General features: G+C 59.0%; 17 protein-coding genes. 9 read left to right on the top strand and 8 right to left on the bottom strand.

Annotation, left to right across the window (positions count from 1 at the left end; all coding sequences use genetic code 11):
* Positions 1-57: 57 nt before the first annotated feature.
* Together tpx and AC1RKH_RS02750 are read right to left on the bottom strand one after the other, a co-directional pair.
* Positions 58-558, bottom strand: a complete 501-nt coding sequence (tpx, locus tag AC1RKH_RS02755) for a thiol peroxidase (protein WP_007940656.1) — start codon at positions 556-558, stop codon at positions 58-60.
* Positions 559-811: 253 nt separating this feature from the next.
* The gene (locus AC1RKH_RS02750) at positions 812-1,255 is read right to left on the bottom strand and encodes an SRPBCC family protein (protein WP_493061005.1); all 444 of its coding nucleotides are present in this window, start codon (positions 1,253-1,255) and stop codon (positions 812-814) included.
* A 153-nt stretch (positions 1,256-1,408) separates the two neighbouring features.
* Here AC1RKH_RS02750 and AC1RKH_RS02745 point away from each other — a divergent pair, with 153 nt between their 5' ends.
* On the top strand, positions 1,409-1,603 hold the full coding sequence (locus AC1RKH_RS02745) for a hypothetical protein (protein ID WP_493061004.1): 195 nt from the start codon (positions 1,409-1,411) through the stop codon (positions 1,601-1,603).
* A gap of 33 nt (positions 1,604-1,636) precedes the next feature.
* The gene (locus AC1RKH_RS02740) at positions 1,637-3,043 is read left to right on the top strand and encodes a DUF1254 domain-containing protein (RefSeq protein ID WP_493061003.1); all 1,407 of its coding nucleotides are present in this window, start codon (positions 1,637-1,639) and stop codon (positions 3,041-3,043) included.
* Between the two features lie 92 nt (positions 3,044-3,135).
* Here AC1RKH_RS02740 and AC1RKH_RS02735 read toward each other — a convergent pair whose 3' ends face one another.
* Together AC1RKH_RS02735 and AC1RKH_RS02730 are read right to left on the bottom strand one after the other, a co-directional pair.
* A complete protein-coding gene (locus tag AC1RKH_RS02735) occupies positions 3,136-3,630 on the bottom strand; it encodes a DUF934 domain-containing protein (RefSeq protein WP_493061002.1) in 495 nt (164 codons plus the stop codon).
* Complete coding sequence (locus tag AC1RKH_RS02730; RefSeq protein ID WP_493061001.1) at positions 3,627-5,300, bottom strand: nitrite/sulfite reductase; 1,674 nt, start codon at positions 5,298-5,300, stop codon at positions 3,627-3,629. Before AC1RKH_RS02730 ends, AC1RKH_RS02735 begins: the two co-directional genes overlap by 4 nt.
* Positions 5,301-5,564: 264 nt before the next feature.
* Between AC1RKH_RS02730 and ccoN the strand changes: the two genes are divergently transcribed.
* The gene (ccoN, locus tag AC1RKH_RS02725; protein WP_493061000.1) at positions 5,565-6,992 is read left to right on the top strand and encodes a cytochrome-c oxidase, cbb3-type subunit I; all 1,428 of its coding nucleotides are present in this window, start codon (positions 5,565-5,567) and stop codon (positions 6,990-6,992) included.
* A 58-nt stretch (positions 6,993-7,050) separates the two neighbouring features.
* The gene (locus AC1RKH_RS02720; RefSeq protein ID WP_123424435.1) at positions 7,051-7,272 is read left to right on the top strand and encodes a cbb3-type cytochrome c oxidase subunit 3; all 222 of its coding nucleotides are present in this window, start codon (positions 7,051-7,053) and stop codon (positions 7,270-7,272) included.
* A 133-nt stretch (positions 7,273-7,405) separates the two neighbouring features.
* Here AC1RKH_RS02720 and AC1RKH_RS02715 read toward each other — a convergent pair whose 3' ends face one another.
* Entirely contained in the window at positions 7,406-7,900 is a 495-nt protein-coding gene (locus AC1RKH_RS02715) for a hypothetical protein (protein ID WP_493060999.1), read from the bottom strand.
* Positions 7,901-7,970: 70 nt separating this feature from the next.
* A complete protein-coding gene (locus AC1RKH_RS02710; protein WP_493060998.1) occupies positions 7,971-8,741 on the bottom strand; it encodes a helix-turn-helix domain-containing protein in 771 nt (256 codons plus the stop codon).
* Between the two features lie 79 nt (positions 8,742-8,820).
* Between AC1RKH_RS02710 and AC1RKH_RS02705 the strand changes: the two genes are divergently transcribed.
* Positions 8,821-9,513: an aspartate/glutamate racemase family protein gene (locus AC1RKH_RS02705; RefSeq protein WP_493060997.1), complete on the top strand. Its 693-nt coding sequence runs from the start codon at positions 8,821-8,823 to the stop codon at positions 9,511-9,513.
* Position 9,514: 1 nt separating this feature from the next.
* On the opposite strand, the gene AC1RKH_RS02700 is transcribed toward AC1RKH_RS02705, so the two are convergent.
* Positions 9,515-10,036, bottom strand: a complete 522-nt coding sequence (locus AC1RKH_RS02700) for a GNAT family N-acetyltransferase (RefSeq protein ID WP_493060996.1) — start codon at positions 10,034-10,036, stop codon at positions 9,515-9,517.
* 182 nt (positions 10,037-10,218) lie between these two features.
* Here AC1RKH_RS02700 and pdxR point away from each other — a divergent pair, with 182 nt between their 5' ends.
* The 4 genes from pdxR to AC1RKH_RS02680 all read left to right on the top strand — a co-directional run bounded on the left by pdxR (position 10,219) and on the right by AC1RKH_RS02680 (position 13,884).
* Complete coding sequence (pdxR, locus tag AC1RKH_RS02695; RefSeq protein WP_493060995.1) at positions 10,219-11,652, top strand: MocR-like pyridoxine biosynthesis transcription factor PdxR; 1,434 nt, start codon at positions 10,219-10,221, stop codon at positions 11,650-11,652.
* Between the two features lie 125 nt (positions 11,653-11,777).
* The gene (locus AC1RKH_RS02690; RefSeq protein WP_123424429.1) at positions 11,778-12,071 is read left to right on the top strand and encodes a putative quinol monooxygenase; all 294 of its coding nucleotides are present in this window, start codon (positions 11,778-11,780) and stop codon (positions 12,069-12,071) included.
* 268 nt (positions 12,072-12,339) lie between these two features.
* A complete protein-coding gene (locus AC1RKH_RS02685) occupies positions 12,340-13,047 on the top strand; it encodes an ATPase (RefSeq protein ID WP_493060994.1) in 708 nt (235 codons plus the stop codon).
* A gap of 75 nt (positions 13,048-13,122) precedes the next feature.
* The gene (locus AC1RKH_RS02680; RefSeq protein WP_493060993.1) at positions 13,123-13,884 is read left to right on the top strand and encodes a lytic polysaccharide monooxygenase auxiliary activity family 9 protein; all 762 of its coding nucleotides are present in this window, start codon (positions 13,123-13,125) and stop codon (positions 13,882-13,884) included.
* Positions 13,885-13,961: 77 nt separating this feature from the next.
* Here the strand turns inward: AC1RKH_RS02680 and AC1RKH_RS02675 are convergent, their stop codons facing one another.
* Entirely contained in the window at positions 13,962-18,863 is a 4,902-nt protein-coding gene (locus AC1RKH_RS02675; protein WP_493060992.1) for an NAD-glutamate dehydrogenase, read from the bottom strand.
* Positions 18,864-18,948: the final 85 nt, after the last annotated feature.

Genomic DNA, 18,948 nt, shown 5'->3' with positions numbered 1-18,948 from the left:
GAAGCACAAATGAAAACGGCCTGGACAGAGCCAGGCCGTTAACAATTGTAAAACCTGTTACTTCAGAACGGCCAACGCAGCTTCGTAGTTTGGCTCTTCTGCGATTTCTTTAACCAGTTCGCTGTGCAACACGTTGTCGTTTTCGTCGAGTACGACCACTGCACGGGCGGTCAGACCTTTGAGTGGGCCGTCGGCGATGGCAACGCCGTAGTTTTCGATGAACTCGGCACCGCGCAGGGTCGACAGGTTCTGGACGTTTTCCAGACCTTCAGCGCCGCAGAAACGTGCCTGGGCAAACGGCAGGTCAGCCGAGATGCACAGGACAACGGTGTTGGCCACGTCGTTGGCCTGGGCATTGAACTTGCGTACCGAAGTAGCGCAGGTCGGAGTGTCGATGCTTGGGAAGATGTTCAGCACTTTGCGCTTGCCGGCGAAGCTTGCCAGGGTCACGTCGGACAGATTGCCGGCAACCAGGGAAAAGGCTGGCGCCTTGGAACCGGCTTGTGGCAGTTGGCCGTTGACTTGAACCGGATTGCCTTTGAGAGTGACTTGAGCCATGAACGGAGTCCTTCTGACGTTGTGGTGGAAAATGTTGAAGAGGCCGAAGTTAACCACGAAATTGCGCAACGACCTATGGCCAGATACAAATTGTGATATGTCGTCGCCCAAACTGGATACAACTCTAACAACCAACACAACACCCTGTGGGAGCGAGCCTGCTCGCGAAAGCGGACTGTCAGTCAACATCATTGCTGAATGTTAAGCCACATCGCGAGCAGGCTCGCTCCCACAGGACCGCATACAGGCTACTTCAACCCAGCAACCGAAGCATATTGCGGTGCCGGGCGCGGAAAATCCGCTGCATGTAGGCATTGACCATCAACCACTCCAAAAGTGCACCGCCAATGGCCGCGTAGGTCACCCGGTCGGTGTACAGCGTCCCGCCCTCCACCGCCGCGACCCGGTGTTCATGGCGAAATGCAGCCATCGGCCCCTTGAGCATTTCATCGATGAAATGGCTGTCGCTGACCTCGCGAATCGCCACGGTCCAGGTCGCCGGAATGCAGCCGAACATCCAGTGACGGAAACTGAACTGGCGACCGGCAGCAATACGCAAGTCGTTCACGTCGATGTTGCCCAATGGTGTCACCCGTTCAGGGAAGATTTTCGGGAAGTTGCTGCCCTCAAGGCAAAAATCGAGAACTTGCGTGGGCGTACGCCCTTTGATCAGTGTGGTGAGTTCCAGAACAGGCATTGGCGGCGACCTTCCTTTGAGCGCGAATGCCGGTAGATTAGCATTCGCCACTTGAAGTCTTACAATGGACAGTCGAACGCAAAGGCAATGGCCTGCCGCAGTTCACTGTGTTCGCCGGGATCAACGTTACCTTCGGAAAGTAAGGAGATTGTTATGCGTACTTTGATTCGCGTGATCGGTTTCAGTGTGATGGCATTGTCTGCCAGTTGCGGTGTTGGCGCTCAGGCGCAGAGCCTCGATACACAACATGACCGGGTAACGACCCCGAGTGACGTGCGCCTTTGTGCAGTAACCAAAACTTTTTTCGACAAAAGCTGGAAACTCGACGACATTACGGCCCTGCAATAACACCTGAATCGCGCTCATCCATAGGACTGTGCAATGACCATCGAAAAACCGTCCCGCCTGCTGCTCGCCGGCCTCTCTCTATTATTGAGCGCAAGCGCCTGGGCAGATTTCAGCGCCAGCCCCGAAGAAGCCCGGGGGATCGCCAAAGAGGCTTACCTCTATGGCTTCCCGGTAGTGGAAATGTATAAGACCCTGTACACCCAGGCGGTGGACAAGAACGGCCCGAACTTCAAGGCACCGCTCAACCATATCGGCAATACGGCAAGGGCGTTCACCCCCAAGGACACCGCGCTCGTCAGCCCCAACCCCGACACTCCCAGTTCATTGCTCTGGATGGACCTGCGCGCGGAGCCTGTGGTTGTGACCCTGCCGCAGATCGCCGAAGAGCGTTACTACTCGGTACAACTGGTCGACCTCTACACCCAGAACTTTGCTTACCTGGGCACCCGCAGCACGGGTAACAAGGGCGGGACCTTCATGATTGCCGGTCCCAATTGGCAAGGTCAGCAACCGCTGAAGATCGATCGCCTGGTACGTAGCGAAAGCAATATTGCCTATGCGCTGTACCGTACCCAGCTGTTTGATGAAAAGGACCTGGAGAAGGTCAAGAAAATCCAGCACGGCTACAAGGTTCAGACGCTGAGCCAGTACCTGGGGCAACCGGCTCCGGCCGCGGCGCCAAAAATCGACTGGCCCAAGCCGACTCCGACCATGAGTGACAGCCCGGAGCTGTTCCGCTACCTGAACTTCATGCTCGGCTTCGCCCCGGCGCAAGACGTTGAAAAAGACCTGCTGGCACGCTTCGCGAAAATCGGCATTGTTGGCGGCCAGCCGTACGACCTCAAGACCCTCACCGCCGAACAACGCAAGGCTCTCGAAGACGGTATCGCCGATGCCAAGGCCGAGTACGCGGCGTTCAAGAAAGACAAGATCGATACCCATCAGGTCAGCAACGGTGACTTGTTCGGTACCCGCGACCACTTGAACAACAATTATCTGTACCGCTACGCCGGCGCCAACATGGGGATCTTTGGCAACTCCGCCGATGAAGCAGCCAAATTCAGTTATCTCGTCGACAGCCTGGGCAAACCGGCCAACGGCGCGAGACACAGCTACACCGTGCACTTTGACAAGGATCAACTGCCTCCGGCCGACGCGTTCTGGTCGCTGACCATGTACGACGGAAAGACCAAGCTGCTGGTGCCCAACCACAAGAAACGCTACCTGCTCAACTCGCGCATGCTGTCCACCTTCAAGCGCGACCCGGACGGCGGCCTGACTCTTTACCTGCAGCACTCCGAACCGCTCAAGGATCAGCGCAGCAATTGGTTGCCGGCACCGCATGGTCCGTTCTACGCCGTGCTGCGCCTGTACCTGCCACAGCCTCAAGTCGGTAACGGTCAATGGAAACTGCCACCGTTGACGCCGATCAACCCGTAAACCCGGAAACCCGGCGTTGAAGTGATACGCAAACCGTGTGCACCCACGCAACCGTGGGCGCACACGTCAACCGGGGCTGTCAGACATCATGATCAGCGTCGGCGAAACAACGGTCGAGGCTCGATCACCGAGCGACCGTAATGCACGCTCATCCCCACCAGCCCCTTGAGGGCATCTTCAGCGCATTTGTCTTCACGCACTGCAAAAGCATCGAAACCACATTGGCGCATATGGCTGAGCTGGTCGCGCAGTACATCGCCAATCGCCCGCAACTCCCCCGCCCAGCCCAAACGCGTGCGCAACAGGTAAGCCTGGCTGTAGGCCCGGCCATCGCGAAAACTCGGAAAATCCAGCGCGATCACCGGTAACAGCTTGAGCCATGGCTTGAGACTTTCGACCTCGTCGTCCGGCCCCAGCCACACTGCATCTCGCGACGGATGATGTTCGATACGGCGCTTCAGCCACAGGGCCAGCGGCAAGATCAGCGGCCCCGCTGGCAGTTCGCTGTCGATATCCCTGACCAACGTCCACGAATCATCGTCGACTTTGAGCGCCAGACCTTCGCGCAATTGCAGCAGATTGTTCATGCCACCACCTCCAGACTCTTGGGATAGATCCGCTCCTTGAACGGTTCCAGGCCGATGCGCTGCACGGTATCGACAAACAGCTCCTCGCTCTCGCGGTAACGGACGAAGGTCGCGATGATCCGCTCGATCACCTGCGGCACTTCGGCCGCGCTGAACGAGGGCCCGATGACTTTGCCCAACGCGCTGTTCTTGCCCTGTGAGCCGCCGAGGGTGACCTGGTACCACTCGCTGCCGTTCTTATCGACGCCGAGGATGCCGATATTGCCGATGTGGTGGTGACCGCAGGCATTCATGCAGCCGGAGATGTTGAGGCTGATGTCACCCAGGTCATGCAGGTAATCCAGGTCGTCGAAACGTGCCTGAATCGCTTGGGCGACAGGGATCGACTTGGCATTGGCCAGCGCGCAGAAATCACCGCCGGGGCAGGCGATGATGTCGGTCAGCAAGCCGATATTGGCGCAACCCAATCCGTGCTCGCAGGCCAGGCACCACAACGCGTACAGGTCGGCCTTGGGTACATCCGGCAGGACAATGTTCTGTTCATGGGCAATGCGGATTTCGCCGAAACCGAACTGCTCGGACCAGTCGGCCACCGCATTCATCTGCGCGTCCGTGACGTCGCCGGGCGGCGAAACCACGCCGGGTTTGGTCGACAGCACCACACTGGTGTAGCCAGGCACTTTGTGCGGCTGCACGTTACGCGCGACCCAGCGCGCGAACGCCGGGTTCTCGGTCAGGCGAGTGCCGAAGTCCAGGTCGGTGTCGGCCAGTTGCTTATAGCTGGGCGGCACGAATGCGCTGGCGACGCGCTGGTATTCGACGTCGGTCAATTGCGCCGGGCCATCCTTGAGGTGTTGCCATTCCTGCTCGACTTCCTGGGCGAAGGCCTCGATGCCCAGCGCCTTGACCAGAATTTTGATCCGCGCCTTGTACTTGTTGTCACGCCGACCGTGGCGGTTGTAGACCCGCAACACCGCCTCGACGTAGGACAGCAAATGCTGCCACGGCAACCCTTCACGGATCTGCAAGCCGAGGATCGGCGTACGCCCCAGACCGCCGCCGACAATCACCCGCAGCAGCATCTGCCCCGCCGCGTCGCGGTAAATGTAGAGGCCGATGTCATGCATCATGATCGCCGCACGATCCTGTTTCGCCGAGCAGATAGCGATCTTGAATTTGCGCGGCAAAAACAGGAACTCCGGATTGATGGTCGACCACTGCCGGAGGATTTCCGCCAAGGGCCGAGGATCAATCAGCTCGTCTGCCGCGACACCGGCAAAGGCCTCGGTCGTGATATTGCGCACGCAGTTGCCGGAAGTCTGGATCGCATGCATTTCGACCTCGGCCAGGCGCTCGAGAATGTCCGGCACCTGGGCCAGTTCGATCCAGTTGAATTGCATGTTCTGCCGGGTGGTGAAGTGCCCGTAACCGCGATCGTAATCCCGGGCGATGCTCGCCAGCGTACGCATCTGCCGAGCACTGAGGGTGCCGTAAGGAATGGCGACCCGCAGCATGTAGGCGTGCTTTTGCATGTAGAGGCCGTTTTGCAGGCGCAACGGCAAAAACTCTTCCTCACTCAAGGCACCTGCCATGAACCGTTCGACCTGATCGCGAAACTGCGCAACCCGCTCAAAGACCAGGGCCCGGTCGTAGTCATCGTACTGATACATGTCGCTACCTCATCAGGGTTGATCGGGCTCTGCGGCTCGTTTCTGGGGGAGTGACTATGCAACAGCAGCTCAGGGCGTTACAGATTCAGCTAAAAACTAAAAAACCATATCAGGGCGCGTCAGATCACCGCAGGCAGGCCTCTGATCTGATCCGTATTAATGCAGTTTTTCTGAGCCTGTTTTGTTTATCCCATGCTTTCTACAGTGAACGGCATGCCAGACCGGGTGGCCTGGCAAGACTTTGCAACCGTGGAAGCATTGACCATGAGCACAGCAACAATCGGACAGGCCTATAACTACAAGGTCGTCCGCCAATTCGTCGTGGCAACAGTGGTATGGGGTGTTATCGGGATGGCGATGGGCGTGTGGATCGCCTCGCAACTGGTGTGGCCGGAGGCGAACCTTGATTTGCCCTGGACCACCTTTGGCCGCTTGCGCCCGCTGCACACCAGCCTGGTAATTTTCGGCTTTGCCGGCAGCGCACAGTTTGCCGCCAGTTACTACGCGGTGCAGCGCACCTGCCAGGTGCGGCTGTACTCCGACAAACTCGCCGCGTTCACCTTCTGGGGCTGGCAATCGGTGATCGTCAGCATGCTGATAACCCTGCCGCTGGGCTACACCACCACCAAGGAATACGCCGAGATCGAATTCTCCGGCGCGGTGTGGATGACGGTAGTCTGGGTCGCCTACGCCATTGTGTTCTTCACCACCGTGGTGCAGCGCAAGACCAAGCACATCTACGTCGGCAACTGGTTCTTCGGTGCGTTCATTGTGGTGATCGCCATGCTGCACGTGGTCAATCACCTGTCGATTCCGGTGGGCTGGTTCAAGTCCTATCCGGTGTATTCCGGGGCCACCGACGCCATGGTGCAGTGGTGGTACGGGCACAACGCGGTGGGCTTTTTCCTGACCACCGGTTTCCTCGGGATGATGTATTACTTTGTGCCGAAACAGGTCGGTCGTCCGGTGTATTCCTATCGATTGTCGATCGTGCACTTCTGGGCGCTGATCACCCTGTACATCTGGGCCGGCCCGCACCACTTGCACTACACCGCACTGCCCGACTGGGCGCAGTCGCTGGGCATGGCCATGTCGCTGATCCTGCTGGCGCCGAGCTGGGGCGGGATGATCAACGGCATGATGACCCTCTCGGGCGCCTGGCATAAGTTGCGCACCGACCCGATCCTGCGCTTTCTGGTGTTGTCGCTGGCGTTCTACGGCATGTCGACCTTCGAAGGGCCGATGATGGCCATCAAAACGGTCAACGCCCTCTCCCACTACACCGACTGGACAATCGGCCACGTGCACGCCGGTGCTCTGGGCTGGGTGGCGATGATCACCTTCGGTTCGCTGTACCACATGATCCCGAAAGTCTTCGGCCGCGAGCAGATGTACAGCACGCCATTGATCAACCTGCATTTCTGGCTGGCGACTATCGGTACGGTGTTGTACATCGCTTCGATGTGGGTCAACGGCATCACCCAGGGACTGATGTGGCGCGCCATCAACGACGACGGCACACTCACCTACTCCTTCGTCGAAGCCTTACAGGCCAGCCATCCGGGCTTTATCGTGCGTTTCGCCGGCGGTGTGTTCTTCCTCAGCGGCATGTTGCTGATGGCCTACAACACCTGGCGCACCGTGCGGGTCGCCGATCTGGAATTCGCCAGGAGCGAAGCGCAGATCGCTTGATCCGGCCCATGACGCAAGCCTTACAGGCTTGCGTCTTTAATCTCAGGGAAAGTTCGTCATGATTGAAGTCATGTTGGATCTGTTGGGCGTGGCGTGCCTGTATTTATCGGTGGAGTATTGCTTGAAGCATCAGTCGGCCGAGAGCCTGGACGATGCCAGTCTGATCCCGTTTGCCGATGACCCGGAAGTGGCACGGCGGGTGGAGCTGGCCACCGGCAAGACTGTGAAAGCAGTTGCACCTGAAGAAGCCAAGCCAGGCTGGGGAAATCTGGAGGTTTGATGCAGCCCAATGTGGGAGCGGGCTTGCTCGCGATGGCGGCGTTACATCCGACATTTATGTTGAATGTAATGGCCTCTTCGCGAGCAGGCTCGCTCCCACATGGGTTACTTGTCGGTCACAAAACCTGTATTGCTCAACCCCGATCGCGAGGTATCAAGAGCTGCAATTGCTGAGCAAGGAAATTCGCATCGAAGGCAAAGGTGTCCGGGTCTTTCAGACCATTGGTCTTGCGCCACTGCCAGTCAGTCGAAGGTGGCTGGCACACCAGCGACACACTGCCGTAACGCGCAGCGGTCAGGCCCATCACCGCCAGTGAAATCAGCCCACCGACACCCATCACTTCGGGCACGATTTCCACCGGTTTGCCGGCAATCAGAATGCTCAGTTTTTCGGTCTTGAAGGTCGAGCTCTCGACCGGCACGTTCGCCCCGAACGCCACATAGGCTTCGCGGCTCACCTCCAGCAAATGCGGGGCCTTGACCGGTTCCAGCCACTGTTCGATCTGCCCGAACAACTCCCCAATACGCGTCGCCCACACCGCCGATTGGCTTTCAAACAGCTGTTTCTTGTGCGCTTCGCTTTCTGCGTAGTGGCGAAGCATCTCACCCAATTGCTGTACGTCGTCCATTGCTGTGTTCCTTTGGTTGAAGCAGTACTGCGGACTTTGAGCATGGCAGATGCACGCTGGCGGCGTACGACTAAAAGCGTGAGCGGTATTGGCTGGGGGTCATCCCCAGCAGTTTGCGAAACGCACTGCCCATGTGCGACTGATGGGCGAAACCGCAGTCCTGGGCGATTGCCGCCAGTGGCAGCGAACTGCGCTCGATCAGCCGCCGCGCCGCCTGAACCCGGACCTCGACCAGGTACGCGTGAGGCGTGAGGCCGATGGCCCGGGTGAAGTCACGCAGCAAACGCAGTTCGGTCTGGCCGCTGGTAGCCGCCAATTGCGCCAGGGTCAACGGTTGCTCGAACTGCTCGGTGATCTGCTCCAGCACCCGCGAGAATGCGTGTGGTGCTTGGCGTTGGGGTTTATCGAGGATCGGCAAACCGGCGAAGGCCAAGGCGCACTCGTCCAGCGCAAACCGGTCAGGCTGTGGATCGAGCAGCAACCGCCGGGCTTCGCGCCCCAGTGCCAACGCCTGAACATGCCCACCAGACTGCACCCGTCGGGTAAACAGGGATCCCGGCTCGTCAGCCAACGGCTCGCTCCAGCGCGCCAACAGGTATTCGCCACCCGTCGCCGATTCGGAAAACACTTCAACACCCGCCGGGGTGTAGGCCAACATACCCGGCCAGGTGTCAAAATCCACCCGATGATCCGAATCGATGGCGTGTACGCCCTGCTGACGCTCCAGCGTCACGCCAAGGGTTTGCCCGGTCGCTGGATCGCGAGCACTGTAGGCCGCACGCGGCAGGAGTTGCAGGCAGAGTTTGCCCCCCAGCAGTCTCTGACTCAGCGGGCCGGGCATGTGAAATTTCCTGATAGATCGAGCCAATGCGACACGGGAAACTCGCTTGTACAGAAGTCAGCCATCACAGGAGCACAGCATGCGCACGATCGGTCTTATTGGCGGCATGAGCTGGGAGTCCAGCGCCGAGTACTATCGCCTCATCAACCAGCAGGTTCGTGACCGGCTCGGGCCGTTGCGTTCAGCGCAGTTGCTAATGTACAGCGTCGACTTCGGGCCTGTCGAACAGGCCCAGCATGCCGGGCGCTGGGATGACGCAGCGCTGATTCTGGTGGACGCCGCCCGCCGGCTTGAAGCCGGCGGTGCCGAGTGCGTGGTGCTGTGTACCAACACCATGCACAAGGTGGCCGAACAGATTCAGGCAGCGATTTCAGTGCCGTTTCTGCACATTGCCGACCCGGCGGGTCAAGCTGCGGTGGACGCGGGTGCGATGACCGTCGGCTTGCTGGGCACGGCCTTCACCATGGAACAGGACTTCCTCAAGGACCAGCTCAGGGCCAAGGGTTTGACCGTGCTGGTCCCGGATGCCGCCGAACGGCAGGCCGTGCACCGGATCATCTACGACGAACTCTGCGTCGGGGTGATCAGCGAAGCCTCACGCCAGGTTTACCAGCAGGTGATTCAAGCGCTGGCCGCACGCGGCGCCCAGGCGATCATCCTCGGCTGCACGGAAATCTGCCTGCTGATCAAACCCGAACACAGCGAGCTGCCGCTGTTCGACACCACTGAGCTGCATGTCCGGGCCGCCGTGGCCTTCGCCCTCGGCGACTGACTCATGAGGCCCTGAGCGTACGGCGCAAGCGCGCCATGCTCAGGGTGTCCGCCAGCACTCCGTCACGGACCGCGTACTCGCGAAACAAGCCTTCAGTGTCGAAGCCAAACTTGCGGTACAGCGCGATCGCGGCTTCGTTATCCGCGTACACCGTCAGTTCGACCCGTTGCACATTCATCCAGTTATCGGCGAGGTCGAGCACCGCCGCGAGCAACCGCGAGCCAACGCCCTTGCCTTGCCACGCGACCGCCACACCCATGCCGATGTTGGCGCAATGGCTACGACGAATTCGCGATAGCTGCTCCAGGCCGATGTTGCCGATGACCTGGCCCTGATGCAGCGCCACCAGTTTCACCACCCGCTCGTTCTCCGACTCCAGACGCTTGCGCCAGACTTCAGTGGACTGAAACGGCATTTGCAGCACCTGGCGAGCGACTGCCGGATCGTTGTAGAGCGCAGTGACGCCCTCGATGTGAGCTTCGTTGAAACGCTCGAGGGTGATGACAGGATCGGTGGCGGACATGGTGATTCTTCCTTGAAAATGGCATGGCTACTGAGTCTAAACGGATCTTCACCTGGGAGACGACAGTAACGTCATCGCGCCTGCATGAAACAGCCACAACGAGTAGTCACCCGAAAAACACCAGCAATCTGGCACCATGCACGCCAGTCCAGAACGCCAACTACCGCAGGAGCCTCGCGAGTATGGAACTTCATCTTGTGATCAACGGCCGCAAGGACCTCGCAGGTCAGCTGTACCAGCAACTGCGCAGCGCCATTGAGTCGGGGCGTCTGGTCGCCGGGACGCAGCTGCCTCCCAGCCGCTTGCTTGCCGAGCAACTGGGTATCTCGCGCAAAACCATTTCCGACACCTACACGCAATTGACCTATGAGAACTTCCTCACCGGCCGGATCGGCAAAGGCACCTACGTCAATGCCCGCCCCTCGACAATCGTCCGCAAACAGAGCCATGGCGAGTTGGCGAGCGCCGAAAGCATCGAGCGTTGGCGCAGCATGCCGTCGTTCTTGCGCCATCCCACCCAGGAAGGTTCGCTGCGTTATGAATTCATCGGAGGCGCCACCAGCAAGGCGCAGTTTCCTCAAGATGACTGGCGCCGTTGCACCGCCCATGCGCTGCGGCAGATTTCCAGCTCGCAGGGCTTTTACAGCCAGCCGGAAGGTCTGCCAGCGCTGCGCAACGCGATTGCCCGGCATATCGCCTTTTCCCGAGGGGTCAATTGCCAGGAAGACGACGTGGTGGTGTGCAACGGCGCGCAACAAGCGCTGGACCTGATCTCCCGCGTACTGACCCAACCCGGCAGCCTCGTGGCCATGGAAGATCCCGGTTACCCGCCCGCACGCCTGCTGTTCGGCTCTCACGGTGCCGAGGTGGTCGGGGTGCCGGTGGACGAAGAAGGCATTCAGGTCGAGCTGATTCCCGACGGCACCCGGCTGATCTATGTCACGCCCTCGCACCAGTTCCCGCTCGGCATGCCGATGAGCCAGGCGCGGCGCGAAGCCTTGCTGGTGAGGGCTCACGAGCTGGGCGCGATCATCATCGAGGACGACTACGACAGTGAGTTCCGCTACGAAGGCCGGCCCACCGACTCCCTGCAGAGCATGGATGAGCGCGGGATCGTCGCCTATGTCGGGACCTTTTCGAAAACCCTGCTGCCGGAGTTGCGTCTGGGTTACGCAATTCTGCCTCCGGCTATTCTCGAAGCAGTGATCCGCGCCAAGCAACTGACCGACCGGCACACCTCGACCCTGCCGCAATGGGCGTTGGCCAAATTCATTGCCGAAGGCTGCCTGCTGAAACACATCCGCCGCTGTCATACGGTCTATGCCGGGCGTCGTGAGCGCATCCTCGCACGCGTTGCCGGGGACCTTTCGCCGTGGCTCGAAGCCGTACCGACCACGGCCGGTTTTCACATGGTGTTGCTGTGCAAGGTCAACGTGGATGTCCCTCTGGTCATCGCCTTGGCGAAAAAAGTCGAGGTCGGGCTGTATGGCCTGAACGACTTTTTCTATCAGCAACCGCCACGGGCCGGGCTGTTCATGGGCTTCGGCGCCATCGAAACCCTGGACATCGATGTAGCTCTGGACCGTTTGCGCGATATTTTGCAGCAAGTCTGTTGAGGTCTATTGGTATGGCGCTTTTACTGCCAATTGGCTGTTGGCCGCTACCCGACACAGGCCTATCCTGCACAAGCGTTATCCCACCGTGAGCGAGACCCGCCCGGCTTGATACAGGAGCGTGTGCGATGCCCAATGAAATAATCAATACGGTCCAGGTGCAGGCCGCCGCTGGCCGCTCGGATGAACTGGGCAAGCAATTGCAGAAGATCGTCGAAACATTGCGTGAGCTCCCAGGCTGCGATTCCTACATGGTCGACCGCTGCCCGGAAGACGACAATCGATGGACGGTCAGTGCCCGCTGGCAGTCCGAAACCGCCATGCAGTCACACTTCTACTGCCCGCAAGTTCAAGGCTTCATCAGCCTGATCGACAGCCGACTGGCCAGCAGTGTCGACTTCAATAGCTTCCCCATCATTTAAAACGTCAATACGATGAAATACCGACGTTATTGAAACGCTAATAGCCGCAAACCCAGCCATAAGTAACAGGGTCTGAAACCACTATTCAGACCCTGTTTATTTCGTTAGGCAATCACCGGCATCATTTTAAATCCCTAATAAATTTTTAATCTGACCAGCGGAACAATTGGCTATTTTATTTCCAGCCCACAGGTTTAGTCTTGAACTACGCCGATACCTCTCGGCAACTTAAGATCCTCGATTAAACTTGTTTCACTGGAGACGAACCATGAAACTGATCCTGGTAACTGGCGTCACCCTCACTGCCTTATTAACGGGTTGTTCGGTGCCCACGGCTCCGCAAGAGCAAGCCGTGCTGAGCAGTTACTTCACCGAACCGGTCATGCGCGCAAGTACCGCCCTTGTTCCCAACGGTCCAAAGGTGTCACTGGGTATTGTCTACAGCCAAAACACCCAGAACAGCCGTGCCTACCTCAAGAATTATCAGGCCAACGCCGGCACCGGTTTCGGCCAGAGCCTGCTGGTGCAACCGATCCACGACGCCTATGTTTCCACGTCCCGGCCCGATATGGCGGTGGATTGGGTCAAGGCCTCCCTGCAACGGCAGTTCGGCTCGGTGACGGTTTACCCGGACATGCAAAGTCTCAAGGCTGCGAAACCGGATGTAGCGGCAATCGTCGACACCCACACTCAGCTCATCACCTCACGCAGTTCCGATGTACAGGCCGACGTCGCGGTGAACTTCTATGACACCAGGCTCAATTACATCGGCACCGCTCAAGGTCACGATGCAAAAAGCCTGAGCCCGGTGTGGGCGGATTTCAAACCGACCCGCGAGATAGTTGCCGACATCAATGAGCAACAGAACACTCAAGTTCGCGCATTGCAAAAGTTTGACCAGTCGCTCAGCATTTTACTGACCAAGCCGTCAGATAAACTTTCGTTATCGAGCGCTGAGTTACAACCAGTTAAATAGCCAACTTCACGCTCTCTTCCAGGCCCGAACACACAGCCAAACAGAACTGTCTACTGTCAACTCTGACAGTAGACAGTGTTTGATCCCGCCTTCTCTAATTCACCTCGACAGACAGGAAACGGGCCGCTGGCCTTTCGTCCGGTCTTTGGTGGTTTCATTGAATGGAGTGTCAATGCGATGGCTTCAAAATACGAACAACTCTCTGAAAGTGAGCTGAAGGAAATTGCGCGCAAAGAGGCGATGAAGCCCATGCACGGCAGGATTACTACGCCAAAATCCCGCGCTCAGTTCCTCCTTGAGGAAGGCAAGCTGGATCCCGGTCAAGCCAATGAGCTTGAGGGCGGAAAACTCTTCCCCGAACTCCGGGGTAATTTGCCGGACCCAGATGCTCCAGATGACGTATACAACCGCGAACCTCCCGCTGATGGGCTGATTGCCAGTGGCGGACATTCTGCCGATGCTCGCGCCCTGCTCAACGCAACCGGGACTCACTGGAAAAAACACGATGTCAGGTCGGGCCAGGACTTTACAGTCACCTGGGAATACAGCCAGACCCACAAAACCCGTCGATGGAAATACTTGATCACCAAAGAGAGCTGGAACCCTGACGAACCACTGGCGAGGAAACACTTCGAAGAAAAACCGGTCGAGGTATTCCTGAACACATTCCAGCCGTATTACGCCCCTGGATCCGACGTTTTGTATCCACCGCCCATTCACCAACATAAAATGAAACTGCCAGATCGCAAGGGATACCACCTCATTCTCGCCGTTTGGGACGTGGCCGATACGGCAGCCGCCTTTTATCAAGTGATTGACCTGAAGTTCCCCGACTGACCGGCAATGCTCACCGGCCACAACGAAAAAAGCCCCGTCTCTCTCGAGACGGGGCTTTTTTATTCAGCGCCTGATGATCAGGCAGCAGGCTCCAGTTCAGCGATTGCAGTGGTCGTGACAGGCACCACTGCTTGCCCGCTCAACGCCAGGTCCAGCAGTTCGCGGTTGGCCACCGCGTACATGGCGTAGTCGGTGCCGCTGGCGGCACGGATGTCCACCAGCATGGCGCGCCAGCGCTCGACCATGTTCTGGTTCTGGTCCATCCACAAGGCCAGACGCGTTTCCACGTCCTGCTCGCCCTCGCCCATTTGCAGGACCGAGATGGTGATCGCCCGTTGCTGCCAGTCGATGTCATCACGGAACGCTTCACGGGCCAGCGCTTGCCAGTTGTTTTCCACCGGCAGGGCGCTGATCTGTTGCAGGTACCAGGTCAGGTCCAGCGCGCTGCCCACGGCGAAGTAGGCCTTGGCCACGTCCGCTGCGTTCTGGCCGGTCACATCCGCCGCCTCGATGATCGGCAGCAAGGTGTACAGGTGACTAGTACCTGCAACCATGCGCGCCAGCAACTCGGGTACGCCGGCTGCGACGTAAGCCTGATAACGGGTCTGCCAGCCTTCACGGGTCGGACCTTCCAGCAGTTCGTCGAGCTTGAGGCCCAGCGCTGCCAGATGTGGACCGAAGTGTGCGACGTCTCGCGCTGCGTTCTGCTCGTTGCGACGGCTGCGCAGGAACCAGCGAGTGGCACGACGGCCGAGACGCATCAGCTCATCCATCAGCTCCAGTTGTACGTCGGCCGAAACCTGGTAATCCAGGGCTTCGATCTGACGGAACCAGTGCGGGAGATGGAAAATGTCACGCACGATCACATAGGCGCCGGACACGTTCGCCGGGCTCATGCCGGTCGACTCTTTGAGTCGTTGAACGAAGGTGATGCCCATGTGGTTGACCAGGTCGTTGGCGATCTGGGTGCTGACGATCTCGCGCTTCAGACGGTGACGACGCATGGCCTCGGAGAACTTGCTCACCAGCATCGGCGGGAAAGCGGTCTCCATGTCGCGGGTCAGGTAGTCGTCGTCCGGCACCAGGGAGTTGAGCAACTGCTCCTTGAGGTCGATCTTGCTGTAGGAGATCAGCACCGAGAGCTCGGCACGGGTCAGGCCCTGGCCTGCCGCAACGCGCTCGTTGAGTTGATCTTCCGTTGGCAGGAACTCGATGGCACGGTCCAGCTTGCCACGGCCTTCCAGGTCGTTCATCAGGCGCTTGTACTCGGCAATCCGCACGTAGGCACGACGGGCCGCCAGGGACAGGGCCTGGGTCTGCTTGTAGTTGTTGCCGAGGACCAGACCGCCGACTTCTTCAGTCATGCTGCCAAGCAACTGGTTACGTTGCTTCTCGGTCATGTCGCCAGCCTGAACCACTTCGTTCAGCAGGATCTTGATGTTCACTTCGTGGTCGGAGCAGTCCACGCCACCGGCGTTGTCGATGAAGTCGGTGTTGGAACCGCCGCCATTGAGGCCGAATTCGACACGACCCAGCTGGGTCATACCGAGGTTACCGCCCTCGCCCACGACTTTGCAGCGCAGTTCGTTGCCGTTCACGCGCAGTGCATCGTTGGCCTTGTCGCCGACATCGGCGTGGCTTTCGGTGCTGGCTTTGACGTAGGTACCGATACCGCCGTTCCACAACAGGTCTACCGGCGCCTTGAGCAAGGCGTTCAGCAGTTCGGTCGGGGTCAGCTTGTCGGCCTGAATGTCGAAGCGCTCTTTCATCTGCGGGGAAATCGCGATGCTTTTCGCACTACGGGAGAAGATCCCGCCGCCTTCAGACATGATGCTGGTGTCGTAGTCGGACCACGCCGAACGTGGCAGATCGAACAGACGCTGACGCTCAGCGAAGCTGTTGGCAGGCTCAGGGTTCGGGTCGATGAAAATGTGCAGGTGGTTGAACGCAGCGACCAGTTGCAGCTTGTCGGACATCAGCAAGCCGTTACCGAACACGTCACCGGCCATGTCGCCGACACCGACCACAGTGATGCTGTCTTCCTGGACGTTGATGCCGCGCTCGCGGAAGTGACGTTGAACGCCAACCCACGCGCCTTTGGCGGTGATGCCCATTTTCTTGTGGTCATAACCGGCCGAGCCGCCGGACGCGAAGGCGTCACCGAGCCAGAAGCCGTAGTCGATCGCAATACCATTGGCGATGTCGGAGAAGGTCGCAGTGCCCTTGTCCGCAGCCACTACCAGGTACGGGTCATCGTCGTCATGACGCACGACGTTGGCCGGTGGTACCAGCGCGCCGTCTTTCAGGTTGTCGGTGATGTCCAACAGACCGGAAATGAAGATGCGGTAGCAGGCGATGCCTTCTGCTGCGATTTCATCACGGCTGCCGCCCAGTGGCAGGCGACGCGGCAGGAAGCCGCCCTTCGCACCCACCGGCACAATGACCGAGTTCTTCACTTGCTGGGCTTTTACCAGGCCCAGGACTTCGGTACGGAAGTCTTCTTCACGGTCGGACCAGCGCAGACCACCGCGAGCAACGTTGCCAAAGCGCAGGTGCACGCCTTCGACGCGTGGCGAGTAGACGAAGATTTCGAACTTCGGAACCGGTTTCGGCAGCTCTGGAATCAGGTGCGGGTTGAACTTGAAGCTGAAGTAGGACTTGTTCTGACCGTTGGCATCGGTCTGGTAGAAGTTGGTCCGCAGTGTCGCTTTGATCAGGTCCAGGTAGCGACGCAGGATGCGGTCTTCGTTCAGTACTTGAACGTCGTCCAGCGCAGCCAGGATCGCGTGTTCCAGACGCAGTTGCTTGTCGTCGAGGTCGTCGCTGGTCAGCTTGCGGGCCAGGTAGAAACGGGTCTTGAACAACCGGGTCAACTCGCGAGCGATGTCGGTGTGGTTGTTCAGGGTGCTGGCGATATAGCCCAGGTCGAAGCCCAGACGAATCTGCTTCAGGTAACGGGCGTAAGCGCGCAGCAGCGCCACGTCGCGCCATGGCAGGCCGGCGGTCAGTACCAGACGGTTGAACCCATCGTTTTCGGCGTCGCCACGAACGATGTGGACGAAGGCGTCCTGCAGGGTGTCGTTGAGCTGCTGGATGTCGAGGTTCAGGCCTTCAGCGGCGGTGAACGCAAAATCATGAATCCAGAACTCGCGACCGTTGTTGTGACGCAGGCGATACGGGAACTCGCCGAGCACGCGCAGGCCGAGGTTTTCCAGGATCGGCAGTACATCGGACAGTGCCAGCGGAGTATCGGCGTGATACAGCTTGCAGTGCAGCAACTGCTGGCCGGTGGACTGAGCCAACGGCTGATAGAAGCTCATCACCAGCGGATTTTTTTCGCTCAGGCTCAGCAGGTGCTGCATGTCGACCACAGCCGAATGGGCTGCGAAACGCTCGCGGTAGCCGGCCGGGAAGCCTTTCGGGAAGTCGGCCAGCACGTTGGTGCCCTGGGCTTCGCCAAAGCTTTCGACCACCAGGCTTGCGTAGTCGTCCTGCCAGCTGCGGCAGGCTTGCACCACTTCTTTTTCCAGCAGCAGCGGGTCGATGTCCAGACGGTTCTTCGGGTCGACCCGCAGAATCAGTTGTACACGGGCCAGCACGGACTCGGAGAAGAAAGTCCAGAACTCGCAATCGCTGGCTTTCAGGCGATCCATCAGCACTTGCTGGATCTTCTGACGCACTTCGGTGGAATAGATGTCGCGTGGCACGTAGGCCAGGCAGTAGCAGAAGCGGCCGTACGGGTCTTTGCGCAGGAACACGCGAATCTTGTTGCGTTCCTGGATCTGCACGATCGACATCACGGTGCTGAACAGCTCGTCGACCGGGGTCTGGAACAGATCGTCACGCGGCAGTACTTCAAGTACCTGGGCCAGTTCCTTGCCCAGGTGCGCCTTGGCCTGGAAGCCGGAACGCTGTTCGATGACGTCGACCTTGCGACGGATGTACGGAATGACCCGCACGCTTTCGCCATACACCGACGAGGTGTACAGGCCCATGAAGCGGCATTCCTTGATGACTTTACCGTTGGCATCGATCTGGCGGATCGACACGTAATCCGGGTAAGCCGGACGGTGCACGCGGCTCGGGTGCGCAGCCTTGGCGAACGACAGCGGAGTCGGTTCGCGCAGGTAGTTCACGGCGTAGTCTTCGATACGCAGGTCTTCGGCCGTCAGGCCGGCACGCAGCAATCGGGTCAGGCCCAGGAACGAGTTCTGGTCGTACTCGATATAGCCGCCATCCTTGTCGTCACGAACCACGAATTCTTCGTAACCGAGGAACGTGAAGTGGTTGCCCACCAGCCACTCGAGGAAACCTTTGATCTCGCTCTTTTCTTCGGCATCAACGGCAAATTTGCTTTTGTCGATACCTTCGATCAGCTCCTGGACCTTGGCTTTCATCGGTTCGAAATCGGCGACCGCAACGCGGACTTCACCGAGAACCTGCTCCAGCTCCTTGCTCAATACATTGAGTTCGGCGGTATGCGCGCAACGGTCGATCTCAAGGTACATCAGCGATTCTTGCTGAATACCGTCGCCGTGGGTGCCTTTAGGCAGGATTTCCAGCAGCTCGCCCTTGGCGCCGCGACGCACGCTCAGCACGGTGGTTTGCAAGGTATGGATGCTGTAACCGCGACGGTTCAGTTCGGTGCGCACCGAGTCCACGAGAAATGGCAGGTCGTGGTGCAGCACTTCGACCGCGGTGTGGGTCGACTGCCAGCCGTGGCGTTCGTAATCGGGGTTGTAAACGCGCACTTGTGGTTGCGCGTGGTCAAAGCGCTCAAGCAGGCGCCAGGCAGAAAGAGTGCAGCCGGCGAGGTCGGACAACCGGCGCTGGGTCAGTTCATCCAGGGAAATAATGCCGAAAAATTGTTCAGCGAACAGCGCCACTTGTGGCAGTGCCTGTTCACTGATGTGCTGCGCCAGTGCCGCTTGCAGTTGGTGCTGGAAGTCGGCTTTGCTGGCTGCGGTGAAGAACGCCATCTGTGGTACTCCGCTTGGGCTTGTTATTGATGGAAGCGTCGCGTGCAAAACCCCTTTCGGGGCGATCCGTCACCCTGTTCCTGAA

The organism is Pseudomonas sp. GW822-FHT06B12, from assembly GCF_058799675.1.
This window is presented reverse-complemented; position numbering and strand designations above follow the sequence as displayed.